Origin of the sequence: Kitasatospora sp. NPDC056783 (assembly GCF_042789895.1) — a bacterium.
In the GTDB taxonomy this organism is placed as follows: domain Bacteria; phylum Actinomycetota; class Actinomycetes; order Streptomycetales; family Streptomycetaceae; genus Kitasatospora.
Genome location: NZ_JBHUAF010000232.1, coordinates 1 through 13,537 on the forward strand (window position 1 = coordinate 1; position 13,537 = coordinate 13,537).

9 protein-coding genes and 1 pseudogene are annotated in these 13,537 nt (G+C 72.9%); 6 read left to right on the top strand and 4 right to left on the bottom strand.

What is annotated here, in order from left to right; genetic code table 11:
* Positions 1-50 precede the first annotated feature (50 nt).
* Positions 51-1,166, bottom strand: a complete 1,116-nt coding sequence (locus ACFRMQ_RS27065; RefSeq protein WP_380733250.1) for a HoxN/HupN/NixA family nickel/cobalt transporter — start codon at positions 1,164-1,166, stop codon at positions 51-53.
* Between the two features lie 247 nt (positions 1,167-1,413).
* On the opposite strand from ACFRMQ_RS27065, the pseudogene ACFRMQ_RS27070 reads away from it, so the two are divergent.
* From ACFRMQ_RS27070 to ACFRMQ_RS27085, 4 genes and pseudogenes are all read left to right on the top strand, one after another.
* Positions 1,414-2,373 (top strand): annotated as a pseudogene (locus tag ACFRMQ_RS27070) (hydrolase); the annotation flags it as partial.
* Between the two features lie 132 nt (positions 2,374-2,505).
* A complete protein-coding gene (locus ACFRMQ_RS27075; RefSeq protein ID WP_380733251.1) occupies positions 2,506-4,365 on the top strand; it encodes a CocE/NonD family hydrolase in 1,860 nt (619 codons plus the stop codon).
* Between the two features lie 145 nt (positions 4,366-4,510).
* Complete coding sequence (locus tag ACFRMQ_RS27080; protein WP_380733252.1) at positions 4,511-5,002, top strand: VOC family protein; 492 nt, start codon at positions 4,511-4,513, stop codon at positions 5,000-5,002.
* Between the two features lie 1,061 nt (positions 5,003-6,063).
* The gene (locus ACFRMQ_RS27085; protein WP_380733253.1) at positions 6,064-6,213 is read left to right on the top strand and encodes a hypothetical protein; all 150 of its coding nucleotides are present in this window, start codon (positions 6,064-6,066) and stop codon (positions 6,211-6,213) included.
* A gap of 51 nt (positions 6,214-6,264) precedes the next feature.
* Here the strand turns inward: ACFRMQ_RS27085 and ACFRMQ_RS27090 are convergent, their stop codons facing one another.
* The 3 genes from ACFRMQ_RS27090 to ACFRMQ_RS27100 all read right to left on the bottom strand — a co-directional run bounded on the left by ACFRMQ_RS27090 (position 6,265) and on the right by ACFRMQ_RS27100 (position 9,563).
* Positions 6,265-7,185 carry a phosphotransferase gene (locus ACFRMQ_RS27090; protein WP_380733254.1) on the bottom strand — a complete coding sequence of 307 codons (921 nt, stop codon included), beginning with the start codon at positions 7,183-7,185 and terminating at the stop codon, positions 6,265-6,267.
* Positions 7,186-7,228: 43 nt separating this feature from the next.
* Entirely contained in the window at positions 7,229-7,894 is a 666-nt protein-coding gene (locus ACFRMQ_RS27095; RefSeq protein WP_380733255.1) for an HAD family hydrolase, read from the bottom strand.
* Positions 7,895-8,012: 118 nt separating this feature from the next.
* Positions 8,013-9,563 (bottom strand): putative Ig domain-containing protein, encoded by a 1,551-nt coding sequence (locus ACFRMQ_RS27100; RefSeq protein ID WP_380733256.1) that lies wholly within the window; start codon positions 9,561-9,563, stop codon positions 8,013-8,015.
* A 298-nt stretch (positions 9,564-9,861) separates the two neighbouring features.
* Between ACFRMQ_RS27100 and ACFRMQ_RS27105 the strand changes: the two genes are divergently transcribed.
* Together ACFRMQ_RS27105 and ACFRMQ_RS27110 are read left to right on the top strand one after the other, a co-directional pair.
* Positions 9,862-10,983, top strand: a complete 1,122-nt coding sequence (locus ACFRMQ_RS27105) for an alpha/beta hydrolase (RefSeq protein WP_380733257.1) — start codon at positions 9,862-9,864, stop codon at positions 10,981-10,983.
* Between the two features lie 83 nt (positions 10,984-11,066).
* Complete coding sequence (locus tag ACFRMQ_RS27110) at positions 11,067-13,490, top strand: glycosyltransferase family 39 protein (RefSeq protein ID WP_380733258.1); 2,424 nt, start codon at positions 11,067-11,069, stop codon at positions 13,488-13,490.
* Positions 13,491-13,537 lie beyond the last annotated feature (47 nt).

Here is a 13,537-nt window from a genome sequence, read left to right on the forward strand (position 1 = left end):
GTGACCGGAGTTCCGGTCACCGGCCCCTCGGCCGCGCGTCGCCCCTCGCCCTACTCGGGCTTCGCGGCGCCCGCCGCCGCGGATCCCGCGGTCAGCCCGGCCGACCACTTCTCCTCGACGTTGCCGAACTTCCAGTAGGCGATCGCCGCCGCCCAGGTGAGCACGAACAGCCCGACGATCGCGTAGCCGACGAAGTTGAGGTCCAGCCCGCCGATCCAGGCGACCGGCCCGCTGGTGATGTCCAGCTTCTCCCCGAGCAGGCCGATCAGCTCGATCGAGCCGATGACCAGCGCGACCAGCACCGAAAGACCGGTGACGGTCAGGTTGTAGTAGATCTTGCGGACCGGCTTGGAGAAGGCCCACTCGTACGCGAAGTTCATGAACGAGCCGTCGATGGTGTCCAGCAGGCTCATCCCGGCCGCGAACAGGATCGGCAGCGTGAGCAGCGCGTACCAGGGCAGCGAGAAGGCCGCCGCGCCGCCGGCCAGCACCAGCAGGGAGACCTCGGTGGCGGTGTCGAACCCCAGGCCGAACAGCAGGCCGACCGGGTACATGTGCCAGGGCTTGGTGACGGCCCTGGTGACCCGGCCGAGGATGCGGTTCATCAGCCCGCGCCGCTCCAGCTGGCGCTCCAGCTCCGCCTCGTCGTACTCGCCGTGGCGCATCCGGCGGAAGACCTTGAGGATGCCGTTGAAGGCGCCCAGGTTGATCAGGCCGAGCAGCAGCAGGAAGGTGCCGGAGACGGTGACGCCGATCAGGCCGGTCATCTCGTGCAGCGTCGAGTCGTCGGACTCCACCTGGCCGGCCAGCGAGCGGATGCCGAAGGCCAGCAGCGCGCAGAGGCCGAAGACGACCGAGGAGTGCCCGAGCGAGAACCAGAAGCCGACCGACAGCGGACGCTTGCCCTGGCCCATCAGCTTGCGGGTGGTGTTGTCGATGGCGGCGATGTGGTCGGCGTCGAAGGCGTGCCGCATGCCGAGGGTGTAGGCGGTGAGACCCATGCCCGCGCCGAACACCTGTCCGCCGACGTCGTAGTGCTCGGGCTCGACCAGCGCGAGCAGCGTGAACCACCCGATGACGTGCAGCGCCAGGATGAAGCCGCCCATTCCGGCGAGGCGGATCCACTCCTCCCGGGTGAGTCGGTCCCGCCAGCGGGGGGCGGTCATCGTCGTGTCCTTTCGTTCGGGCGGTCGAAGCTGGGCCATCTTTCCGCTTCGAAGTGCGCAGTTGCAAGTCATGCGCAATTACGGATTCGTCTCCCCCCGCTTCACGACGTGCCACGAAGATCGTCACGACCCGTACAACGCCTCGTAACCTCCGGGGGCTTTCACGGTGCGCTCTACGCGCGGATACTCCCGTTCTACGCGCGAAAACTCGGGCGCCGACTTCCAACTCCCCACGAAGGAACGGCACATGACGATCCGTATCCGAACCGCCGCGGCCCTGGCCGGTGCGGCGCTGCTCACGGCCGGTCTCACCACCCCGGCCACCGCCACCGCCATCGCCCCCACCGCCCCCACCGGCGCCAAGGCCGCCGCGGTGAGTGCGACCCCGCACCGGGTGCTGTTCGACAACAGCAAGGCCGAGACCGCGGGCAACGCCGACTGGATCATCAGCACCAGCCAGCCCGACCCGCTGGCCCAGAACGCCAACCCCACCACCGAGAAGAGCTGGACCGGCGCCCTCTCGGCCTGGGGCGTCGCTCTCCAGAAGACCGGCCAGTACAGCCTGAAGGCCCTCCCGGCGGGCTCCACCATCAGCTACGGCACCGGCGCCGCGCTCGACCTCGCCAACTTCGACACCTTCGTGATCCCGGAGCCGAACATCCGGTTCTCGGCGAGCGAGAAGACCGCGCTGATGAACTTCGTGAAGAACGGCGGCGGCCTGTTCCTGGTCTCCGACCACATCAACAGCGACCGCAACAACGACGGCTGGGACTCCCCGAAGATCATCAACGACCTGCTGACCAACAACGGGGTCGACAACAACGACCCCTTCGGCTTCTCGGTCGACCTGCTCAACATCACCACCGACAACCCGCGCGCCGTCAACGACCCGGCCGACCCGGTGCTGCACGGCCCCTTCGGCACCGTCACCGGCTCGATCCTGCGCAACGGCACCACCTTCACCCTCAAGCCCGCCGACAACCCGAACGTCAAGGGCCTGGTCTACCGGACCGGCTACAGCGGCAACACCGGCGCCTTCTTCGTCACCAGCACCTTCGGCTCCGGCCGGGTCGCGGTCTGGGGCGACAGCTCCCCGATCGACGACGGCACCGGCCAGTCCGGCAACACCCTGTACAACGGCTGGGACGACCCGGCGGGCACCGACGCCGCCCTCGCCCTGAACGCCACCGCCTGGCTGAGCAAGGCCTGATCGCCGGACCCCGGCTCACCAGGGCCCCGCTCATCAGGGCACCGCTCGCCGGGGCACCGCTCACCAGGCACGTGGCCGCTCCCTCCCCTACTGTCGGATTACCGACGCCCGGGACCGATGGGAGCGGCCATGCCGTCCTACGCCTACCGCACCACCCGTGAGGACCTGCGCATCCCGCTGCCCGACGGCACCCGGCTGGCCGCCCGGCTGTGGCGGCCGCTCGGCGGCGAACCCGGCCCCGCCCTGCTGGAGTACTCCGGCGGCCGCCTCGGCGACCGCACCGCCGCCGAGGACGCCCGCCGCCACCCCTGGTTCGCGGGCCACGGCTACGCCACCGTCCGGGTCGACACGCGCGGGTGCGGCAACTCCGACGGCACCCCGGGCGAACCCGGCGGCGCGCAGGAACTGGCCGACGGCGCCGCCGTGGTCGACTGGCTCTCCCGCCGTCCCTGGTGCAACGGCCGGCTCGGCCTGCTCGGCGTCGGCGCCGCCGCCACCACCGCGCTGCGGCTCGCCGCCCGCACGCCCGACGTCGTCGGCGCCGTGGCGGCCGCCTGCCCCGAGGGAGGCCTGCGGCTCGGCGGGGCCGTGCTCGCCGCCGGCCTGCACACCCGGCTCACCGCCCTGGTCGCCGACGCCGCCCTGCCCCCGGACCCGCGCCACGTCGGCGACGCCTGGCGGGCCGGCTGGCTGGCCCGGCTGGAGTCGCTGGCCCCGCCCGTCGAGAAGTGGCTCGCCCCCGGCGAGTCCACCGTCCCGGTGTCCGTCCCCGTCCTCGCGGTGACCGGCTGGGGCGACCCGTCCTGCTCCTTCGTGCTGCGCCTGCTCGCCGAGTCCCCCACCGCGCGCGCCCTGATCGGCCCCTGGCCGCACGGCCTGCCCGAGGCCGCCCTGCCCGACGTCCTGCGCTGGTGGGACCACTGGCTGCGCGGCGCCGACACCGGCGCCCTCGCCGAACCCGCGCTGCGCAGCTGGCTCTCCACCCGCTGGACCGGCGACGAGGCCTGGCCCTCCCCCGACGTCCGGGAGATCCACTACGGCCTGGACGGACCGCTGCGCACCGCCGGCACCGCCTCCGACGACCGCTACGCCACGGTCCGCTCCCCGCAGCACACCGGCCTCGACTCCGGCGCCTACGTCCCGCGCGGCCGCCCCGCCGACCAGCCCCCCGACCAGCGGGAGGAGGACGGCCGCTCGGTCTGCTTCGACTCCCAGCCGCTGCCCGAACCGGTCGAACTGCTCGGCCCGCCGACCGTCCGGCTGCGGCTGCGTCCGCGCGAGGACGGGACGCCCGCCCAGGTGGTGGTCCGGCTCTGCTCGGTCGGCCCGGACGGCACCTCGGAGCTGGTCACCCGGGGCGCCCTGGCCGCCGACGGGCCGGACGCCGAGGTGGAACTGGCCGCCTGCGCCTGGACGTTCCCGGCCGGACACCGGCTCCGGCTCGCGCTCTCCTCGGTCTACTGGCCCTGGCTGTGGCCGCGGGCGGACGGCACCGGGTACGGCGTCGACCCGTCCCGCTCCACGCTGAGCCTGCCGGTGCGCCACCTGGCCGCGGACGTCGGCGCACCGCCCGTCACCTTCGAGCGGCCGGAGCTGCCCGAACCGCTCGACATCCACCTCACCGAGCCGCTCACCGCCCGGCCCGAGCACATCACCGTGCACGACCTCGGCCGCCACGAGTGGCGCACCGAGTTCTCCCCCGCCTCCGACGGCACCCGCACCCACCCCGACGGCCTGGTCCGCGACGAGCACACCGTCACCGCCTACCGGGTCCTCACCGGCGCCCCGCTCAGCGCCCAGGCCCGCACCGACCACACCGTGCGGCTGGAACGGCCCGACATCGGCTGGGACGTCACCGTCCAGACCCGCACCCAACTGCGCTGCGACGCCGGGCACTTCATCAGCGTCATCCAGCTGAGGGCACTGGAGGCGGGGTCGGTGGTGTTCGCCCGGGAGTGGCAGCACCGGGTACCCCGCGAGCGCGGCTGAACACCGCCGGGCCCCGGCCCCGGTGCCGCGGCCCTCCGACGTGCGCGATCGGCGGGCGCCGGGAGAATGGGAAGCGGACCGGTTCTCCAGTGCCCCGCCCCGCGCTGCCCACCCGACCACCGGGGCGCGAACGAGAGGGATGGCCATGGCCGTTTCCAGCACCCCGATGAACCTCACCCGGGCCGCCCACGTCGGCATCTCGGTCTCCGACCTGGACGCGTCGATCGCGTTCTACACGGCCCTCACCGGACGGGAGCCCGTCGCGGAGGGGACCATGCACAGCGTGCCGTTCGGCGGCTCGCAGGGACTGCCCGTCGCGAAGCTGCGCTACGCCACGATCAACCTGGACAACAGCCTGGGCATCGACCTCATCCAGTTCCAGGAGCCGGTCGGCGAGCGGACCAACGGGGTGGCCAACCGGCCCGGCTCGATGCACCTGTGCCTGCGGGTCGACGACTTCGACGCGGTGTACCGGCGGATGAGGGAAGCGGGCTACGAGTTCCTCGGCGAGGACTACACCTTCATCGAGGGCGAGGTCACCCCGAGCGACGCCCTCGGCACCCAGGTCGCCTACTTCAACGACCCGGACGGCACCAACCTGGAAATCATCCGCCCCCAGGGCGGGTTCGCCAGCTGAGCCCTTTCCGGTCGACCTCGCCGGAGGTCAACTCCGGTCAACAGTCCGGATTTTGAGCGGGTGGAAAGCCGCGCCAAGCCGTACCACGAGGAAGCGGTCCCGCCAATGACCTGACCGTTCACGGAAGTTCGGCCGGCGCCGTCCTCCCGGATTCCCGACACCCCCCTCCCGGAAGAACCGGGAGGGGGGTGTCGGCTGACGGCCTCGGTCCGCAGGCCCTCCGACCGCCGGCGGACCGCCCTTGCCACGGACGGCGACGATCCCGGCAGGCCGCCCGGTCCCGCGTGGACCATGACGAGGCGAAAGCACCCGGGTCGGCAGCGGTCCGCCGCCGAGCTGACAGAGCGACGCCTCCCGGGGGCCGACGGACACCGCGTCAGCCTCACCGGTACGGCGGAATCCCAAAAGGGTCTCCTTGCTCGCGAGGATTTCTCAGGCGTGTTCACATGGTTTTCGTGCCCCCCCTGCTGACTGTGTGCGGTGTGCGGGCGAGCCCGGAACTCGAACGACTCATGGAGGACGGATTGAGACAGAAGCGCCCGACCCTGCTGCGGAACGCCGCCCTGTCGGTGCTGGCCGCCGCACTGCTGACCGGGGTAACGATGCCTCAGGCCGCGGCCGGTGGTGAGGACAACTACAGACGGTGGAGCGGCTGCCCGCACCTCTGCATGCAGGGGAAACCGGGCCCTCCGGGACCTCCCGGGCCGGAAGGGCCTCCCGGGCCTCCCGGACCGGAAGGGCCTGCCGGACCTGCGGGACCCGCCGGACCCATCGGACCTGTCGGACCCGCAGGACCCACCGGACCCACCGGACCTGCCGGGCCCGCCGGGCCCGCGGGACCTGTCGGAGCAGAGGGGCCCGCCGGCCCCATCGGCCCTGTCGGACCTGCGGGACCCATCGGACCGACGGGACCTGCCGGACCGACAGGACCCGCCGGACCGACAGGACCCGCCGGACCGACCCTGCCGACCCAGATCGTCCAGACGACCGAGACACTGACCTCCGGGCCCAACACGGGCTCCGCGACCTGCCCGGCGGGAACCGTCATCACGGGCGGTGGATTGAGGACGCCCCTCGGGGGCAACAACCTCACGGCCCAGCTGTACGAGTCCTACCCGTCCAGCGACAACACGTGGACGGTCTCCTTCAACAACTCGGCGAGCACCAGCGGCTCCTACATGGTCTACGCCGTGTGCCTGCCGGTGACCTGAATCCCGGCGGATCGAGGCCGCCCCGCCCGTGATCGAACGGCGCGGCCCGCCCTACGCGGGGCGGCCGGCGGGCGGGGCTGCGTGATCGGCGAGGACCTCGGCGATCACGTGGCGGGCGGTGGCGGCCATCCTCGGGTTGCTCTCCCGGTAGTAGGCCACCTCCATCAGGGCGACGGACAGGGCCCAGCCGCGGGCTCGGGCCCAGGCCGCGTCGTCGGCGGCCACGGCCGTACGGAAGGCCTCGCGGGCCGGGGCGGGCAGCACGTACCAGGCGGGGATCAGGTCGACGGCCGGTTCGCCCAGGCCCGCGCAGCCGAAGTCGATGACGGCGCCGAGGCGGCCGTCCGGGGACACCAGCAGGTTGCCGGGCTGGAGGTCGGCGTGGATCCAGACCGGGGGGCCCGGGTGTCCGGGGGCCTTGAGGGCTTCCTCCCAGGCGGCGGTCGCGGCCTCGGCGGCGATGACGTCCGCCACCGCGCCGATCGCCTTCCGGACGTTCGCGTCCCGGTCCGCCAGTGTCTCGCTACGGTAGGAGGCCGGGCCGCCGGCCAGGTCCAGCCGGCGCATGGCGGTCACGAAGGCGGCCAAGTCCTCGGCCAGCGGCACCGGCTGGGCGAGCTCACCGACGACCGGGTTCGTCCCGTCGAGCCAGCGCAGCACCGCCCAGGACCACGGGCAGCCGTCGACCGGCCCGCCCACGGCCAGCGGGACCGGCACCGGGACCGGCAGGTGCGGGGCGAGGCGCGGCAGCCAGCGGTCCTCCTGGCCGATCTCCCCGGCCGACCGCGGGGTGCGCGGGACGCGCACCACCAGCTCGGCACCCAGCCGGTACATCGCGTGGCTGGTCCCGACCGGTACCACCGGCTCGACCGGCAGCCCGGCCCACCGCGGGAACCGCTCGGCGACCATCCGCCGCACCAGCGCCTCGTCGATGTCGAGTTCGTCGGGGTGCATCCTGCGCGAGGCCGTCATGGCGACCGACCCTGCCACCCGCGTTCCGGTCCCGGCAAGCGGATTACCCCCGGCGGACCGCTCCGGCGGCGATCAGGCCGGGCAGCTCGCGCATGTCCTCGAAGACCACCGTGCCCGGCCCGGCCAGCCGCTCGGCGGCCGTGACGCCGCCCGCGTAGCCGAGCGAGCGCATCCCTGCGGCACGCGCGGCCCGGACGCCCGGGTTGCTGTCCTCGACCACCACGCAGGCGGCCGGGTCGACACCCATGGTCCGCGCGGCGTGCAGGAAGAGGTCCGGGGCGGGCTTGCCGCGCCCGACCTCGGTGGCACTGAAGATCCGCCCGGCGAAACGGTCGTAGAGGCCGGTCCGGCCCAGGGTGTGGCGCATCTTCTCGTGGGTGCCGCTGGAGGCCACGCAGGTCGGCAGGGTGATCGCGTCCAGCGCCTCCGGGAGGCCGGCCACCGGCGTCAGCCCGGCGTCCACCGCCTCGGCGTGCAGTTCCCGGAAGCGCTTGTCGTACAGCGTCGCGGCCTCCTCCCCCAGCCGCTCGGCGACCACCGCGTGGCAGGCCGCCTCCGACCGCCCGACGAACTTCTCGATCACCTCGGCCTCGGTCAGCGGCCAGCCCATCTCGGCCGCCAGCCGCACCACGACCCGGACGGCGATCACCTCGCTGTCCACCAGGACGCCGTCGCAGTCGAATATCACCAGCTCAATCGGCTTGATCATCCGGCCAGCATACGACAGGGCCCGACTGGAGCCGCCAACTCAGCTCCAGCACAAGGGCGTTGAAGGAAGCTGGCCGCGCGGCCCGAGGGGACGGGCCGCGCGGCGCGGGACCGCCGGTTCAGCTGGTCTGGATGGAGGTGTCGTCGATCACGAAGCTGGTCTGGAGCGAGGCGTCCTCGGTCCCGGTGAACTTCAGGGTGACACTCTGGCCCGCGTAGGCGGACAGGTCGAAGGTCCGCTGCTGGTAGCCGGCCGCCGCGTCCAGGTTGGAGTAGGTCTTCAGCGTGGTGCCGTTGACCGCCACGGTCAGCTTGTCGTACGCGGTGGTGGTCGACGTCTCGGCCGTGTCCACGTGCAGCCAGAAGCTCAGCGTCGCCTTGCAGCCGGCGGGGACGGTCACCGTCTGGGAGAGCGAGTCGGTGCGCGCGGAGCCGTAGCCGTCCAGCCACGCCTTCCACGAACCGCCGTGGGCCGGCTGCGAGGCGCTGCTGTCCACCACGCCGCCGGACGCCGTCCACGGAGCGGCGGAGCCGGTCTCGAAGCCCGCGTTGCCCAGCAGCTGCGCCGGGGTGCAGCTGCCGCCGCCGGTGGAGACGGCCCAGGTGAAGGCGGTGGAGGCGGACTTGCCGGCGGCGTCCGTGACGGTGACGGTCACGTTGGAGCCGCCCGCGGTGGAGACGGTGCCGGCTATGACGCCGGTCGAGGAGTTGATCGACAGCCCGGCGGGCAGGCCGGTCGCGGCGTAGGTCAGCGGGGCGGTGCCGCCCGAGGCGTTGATCTGGAGGTTCACCACGCCGCCCACCGCGGTGGACTGGTTGCCCGGGCTGGACACCGAGACGGCGCTGCCGGCCGGCTTGGTGAGCAGGCAGCCGGCCACGTTGAGGTCGATGGCCCGGGTCGAGGGGTTCAGGCAGGTGGTGAACCAGTAGGTCTCCTCACCGTAGCTCTGGCCCTTGTAGACCTTGGTGGTGCCGTCGGCGGCCACCTCGCACGGGTTGTTCATGGTGCACATGGCGCCGTCGTCGTTGCCGGTGTTGTTGATGCCGATGATCCGCCCGCTGGCGGACTCGACGATCGGCGAACCGGAGGTGCCGTGGGTGGTGTTGCAGCCGGAGCTGTAGCGCAGCGAGTCGTGCCAGGTCCACTGGTCCTCGCGCAGCGTGGGCACGAAGCCGTTGACGGAGCAGTTCCAGACCTGCTTCCAGTACGACGAGGGGATGTACATCGACGCGCCGTCGGTCGGGTGGGCGTCGCTGACGGTCAGCGCCGTGGCGCCGTACTTGGAGGTGATCGACCCGTAGGTGTCGGTGAGTTGGTAGAGCGCGACGTCGGTGCCGGTCATCGTCGCGTAGAGCACCTTGTCGGCCTGGACGGTGCCCAGGCTGTTGCCCGCGCCGTCGAGCAGGGTGCCGCTGCGGCTGGCGGTGGCGTTCTGGATGACCTGGCCGGCCGAGGGCATGCTCGGCAGGCAGTGCCCGTTGGTGAGCATCAGCGCGCGGTCGCCGTCCACCGAGGTGGGGTAACGGACCAGCGACGCCGAGCAGTTGCTGAGGGCGATGGTGGAGGTCAGGTCGGCCGCCTGGACCGCGTGCGCCGGGGCGGCGGCGAAGGCCAGCCCGCCCGCGACGACGGCACCCGTACCGGCCATCGCGACAAGTCTCTTGAACATGGCTCTCCTTGTGGGGGATCGCGGGGTGTACGACTGGTCGTCGACGTCCGCGCCGCACGAAAGTGCCATGGCCACTTCAAGGGGTCAACGGTTCGGACCGAACTGGTCCTCACGGGTGCGCCGTTGTGGCGCGAATCGGCCGGTCCGCGCTCCGGCCGCGCTCCGGCCGCGCGGCGTCCGCACACGCGACGGCACATCGCGCCGACCGCGTCATGGCGAGGTCAAGCCATCACCTCGTGATCACCAACCCGGGGCCCGCACTCAGGAAGCTCCCAGGAGGTCAACTACGATCGGCCCCGTGCTCAGCCTCACCGGACTCCCGCTCCAGATCATCACCTCGCTCCTCGCGATCGCCGTCTTCGCCGCCACCATGTGGCTCTGGCCGCGGTTCGGCGGCAAGGGCTGGAAGTCCTGGCTGGGCCGGATCGGCGCCTTCCTCGCCACCCAGGTCTCGGTGCTGGCCGCGATGGGCCTGATCGCCAACAGCTACTTCGGCTTCTACAGCTCCTGGACCGACCTGCTCGGCACCAGCGGCGGCCTCGGCACCGTGGTCGACCACCAGCCCAACGCCTCCGGGGTGGCCGTCACCGGGGAGCAGAAGTTCTACTCCGCCCAGGGCTCCGACCCGGAGCGCTCCGGACTGATCCAGAAGGTCGACATCAAAGGAGCGGGCAGCGGCCTGAGCACCGAGGCGTACGTCTACCTGCCGCCGCAGTACTTCCAGCCGGACCACGCCAAGCAGCACTTCCCGATGGCCCTGGTGCTCACCGGCTACCCGGGCACCCCGGAGAAGCTGATCTCGCTGATGCAGTACCCGGCGTCCACGCTGGAGGCGATCGAGCAGAAGAAGCTGCCGCCGACCGTCCTGGTCATGACCCGCCCCACCCTGGTCGGCGACCGCGACACCGAGTGCGTGGACGTGCCGAACGGCCCCCAGGTGGAGACCTTCTTCACCAGCGACCTGCCCAAGGCCCTCGCCACCACCTACCGGATCGGCACCGACCCGGCCAACCGGGCGGTGATCGGCAACTCCACCGGCGGCTACTGCGCGCTCAAGTTCGCGCTGCGCAAGCCCGACGCCTACCGCTCGGCGGTCGCCCTCTCCGGCTACTACGGCGCGGCCCACGACCCGACCACCGGTGACCTGTTCGGCGGCAGCACCCAGCTGAAGCAGGAGAACGACCTGCTGTGGCGGCTGAAGAACCAGCCGCCGGCCCCGGTCAACCTGCTGCTGACCACCGCGAACGACGAGAACAACTACGACGAGACCAAGGCCATGATCGCCGCCTTCAAGGCCCCCACCACGATGTCCTCCATCACCCTGGACACGGCCGGCCACAACTTCCACACCTGGACCCGGGAGATCCCCCCGGCCCTGGAGTGGCTGGGCAAGCACCTCGCCGTACCGCCGTCGGCGTGACGTCCGGCGACGCCCGGCAGATCACACCCCCCTCACAGCCCCGTCTCACGGTTCTCTCAGAGGCGCCACCGACCGTATGGCGCATGACCACCAGCAGCTACACCCCTCCGGCCGGCGAACCGTGGCCCGAGGCCGCGAACTACCCGCCGCCGGAGGTGTCGCGGCCGGACCCGGTCCGGCCGGACCCGGCGCCGCTCTTCCCCGAGCAGCCCCTGCCGCCCGCCGGCCCCAAGGGCCCGGCCTCCTGGTCCGGCCGGCTGCGCACCCTCCCGGCCCGCGCCTGGCGCGGGCGCGCGGACGACCCGCGCTGGGTGCGCCCGGCCCTGCTGGCGCTGCTGGCCGCGACCGCCGTCCTCTACCTGTGGGGCCTGAGCGCCTCCGGCTGGGCCAACGCCTTCTACTCGGCCGCCGTCCAGGCCGGCTCCCAGAGCTGGAAGGCCTTCTTCTTCGGCTCCTCGGACGCCGCGAGCTTCATCACCGTCGACAAGCCCCCGGCCGCGCTGTGGCCGATGGCGCTCTCGGCGCGGATCTTCGGCCTCTCCTCCTGGTCGGTGCTGGCCCCGCAGGCACTGATGGGCGCGGCCACCGTCGGCGTGCTGTACGCGACGGTGCGCCGCCGCTTCTCCCCGCTCGGCGGCCTGCTGGCGGGCGCCGCGCTGGCGCTCACCCCGGTCGCGGCGCTGATGTTCCGCTTCAACAACCCGGACGCGCTGCTGGTGCTGCTGCTGACGCTGGCCGCGTACGGGCTGGTGCGGGCGATCGAGGCGGCGGGCACCCGGTGGCTGCTGTTCACCGGTGTGATGTTCGGCCTGGCGTTCCTCACCAAGACCCTGGCGGCCTTCCTGGTCCTGCCCGCCTTCGCGGTGGTCTACCTGGTCGCGGCGCCCACCGGATTCTGGCGGCGGGTCCGGCAGACCCTCCTCGCCGGCGCGGCGCTGCTGGTCTCGGGCGGCTGGTGGGTGGCGATCGTCGAGCTGATGCCGGCCTCGGCCCGCCCGTACATCGGCGGCTCGCAGGACAACAGCTTCCTCTCGCTCACCTTCGGCTACAACGGCCTCGGCCGGGTCGACGGCAACGAGCGCGGCAGCGTGGGCGGCGGCGCCCGGATGCCGGCCGGGCTCGACCTGCCGGGCGGCGCTCCCGGCGGCGCGATGCCCGGCGGTGGACGCGGCTGGGGCCAGACCGGGCTGACCCGGATGTTCGGCACCGACATCGGCGGACAGATCGCCTGGCTGCTGCCGGCCGCGCTGATCCTGCTGCTGGCCGGCCTCTGGGCGACCCGCCGTCACACCCGCACCGACACCGCCCGCGCGGCCTTCCTGGTCTGGGGCGGCTGGCTGCTCTCCACCGCGCTGGTCTTCAGCTTCATGTCCGGGATCTTCCACCAGTACTACACGGTGGCGCTGGCCCCGGCGGTCGCGGCGCTGGCCGGCATGGGCGTGGACGGGCTGTGGCGAGCCCGGCACCGGCTGCCCTGGGCGCTGGTGCTGGCCGGGACGCTCGCGGTGACGGCGGTCTGGGCGTTCGTGCTGCTCGGCCGCAGCTCGGACTTCCTGCCGTGGCTGCGCTGGGCGGTGCTGGCCGGCGGGCTGGCGGCGGCGGTCGCGCTGGCCGCCGGGCCGTTCGTCGGCCGGGTCTCCGGGCGGACGGGCGCGCGGCTCGCCTCGGTGGCGGGCCTGGTGGGCCTGGCGGCGGCGCTCGGCGGTCCGGCGGCGTACGCGGTGGACACCGTGAACACCCCGCACAGCGGCTCGATCGTGACCGCCGGACCGGGTGTGCAGGGCGGGTTCGGGCCGGGCGGCGGCGGGCGCAAGGGCGCCAAGGGCTTCCCGGACGGCGGCAACGGCGGCCGGCCCGGGTTCGGTCAGGGTGGCCAGGGTGGCCAGGGCGGTCAGGGCGGTCAGGGCGGCCCGCAGGGCTTCCCGGGAGGACAGGGCTTCCCCGGCGGCGGCCAGGGCTTCGGCGGTGACGGCTCGGGCAACGGCCGCCACCAGCGCGGCACCGGAAACGGCACTGGAAACGGCACTGACGGCACGGGCGGCACGGGCGGCTTCCCCGGTGGCTTCCCCGGCAGGCAGGTCCCCGAGGCCATGGGCGGTCTGGTCGGCAGCATGGGTGGCCTGCTCGGCGGCACCAAGGTGAGCGACGAGGCGGCCGCCCTGATCGAGGAGGACGCCGGCCACTACACCTGGGCGGCCGCCACGGTCGGCTCGCAGAACGCCGCCGGCTACCAACTCGCCACCGGCGAGCCGGTGATGGCCCTCGGCGGCTTCAACGGCACCGACCCCTCGCTGACCCTGGCCGGCTTCCGGACGTACGTCCAGGAGGGCAAGGTGCACTGGTTCGTCGGCGGCGGCTCCCACCGCGGCTTCGGCGGCGGCGCGAGCGGCGACGAGGGCGGGCAGGAGAGCGAGTCCGCCCGGATCGAGTCCTGGGTGGCGTCCCACTTCACCGCGAAGACGGTCGGCTCGGCCACCTTCTACGACCTGACGGCCCCCACCTCCTGACCCCACCCCCGGCCCCGGGTCCGCGACTCGGAAGGGGGCGTGCCGCG

Coding starts and splice junctions, on each gene's coding strand:
- ACFRMQ_RS27065 (WP_380733250.1), bottom strand. CDS start 1,166: ATGACCGCCCCCCGCTGGCGGGACCGACTCACCCGGGAGGAGTGGATC.
- ACFRMQ_RS27075 (WP_380733251.1), top strand. CDS start 2,506: ATGCCGTCCTACGCCTACCGCACCACCCGTGAGGACCTGCGCATCCCG.
- ACFRMQ_RS27080 (WP_380733252.1), top strand. CDS start 4,511: ATGGCCGTTTCCAGCACCCCGATGAACCTCACCCGGGCCGCCCACGTC.
- ACFRMQ_RS27090 (WP_380733254.1), bottom strand. CDS start 7,185: ATGACGGCCTCGCGCAGGATGCACCCCGACGAACTCGACATCGACGAG.
- ACFRMQ_RS27095 (WP_380733255.1), bottom strand. CDS start 7,894: ATGATCAAGCCGATTGAGCTGGTGATATTCGACTGCGACGGCGTCCTG.
- ACFRMQ_RS27100 (WP_380733256.1), bottom strand. CDS start 9,563: ATGTTCAAGAGACTTGTCGCGATGGCCGGTACGGGTGCCGTCGTCGCG.
- ACFRMQ_RS27110 (WP_380733258.1), top strand. CDS start 11,067: ATGACCACCAGCAGCTACACCCCTCCGGCCGGCGAACCGTGGCCCGAG.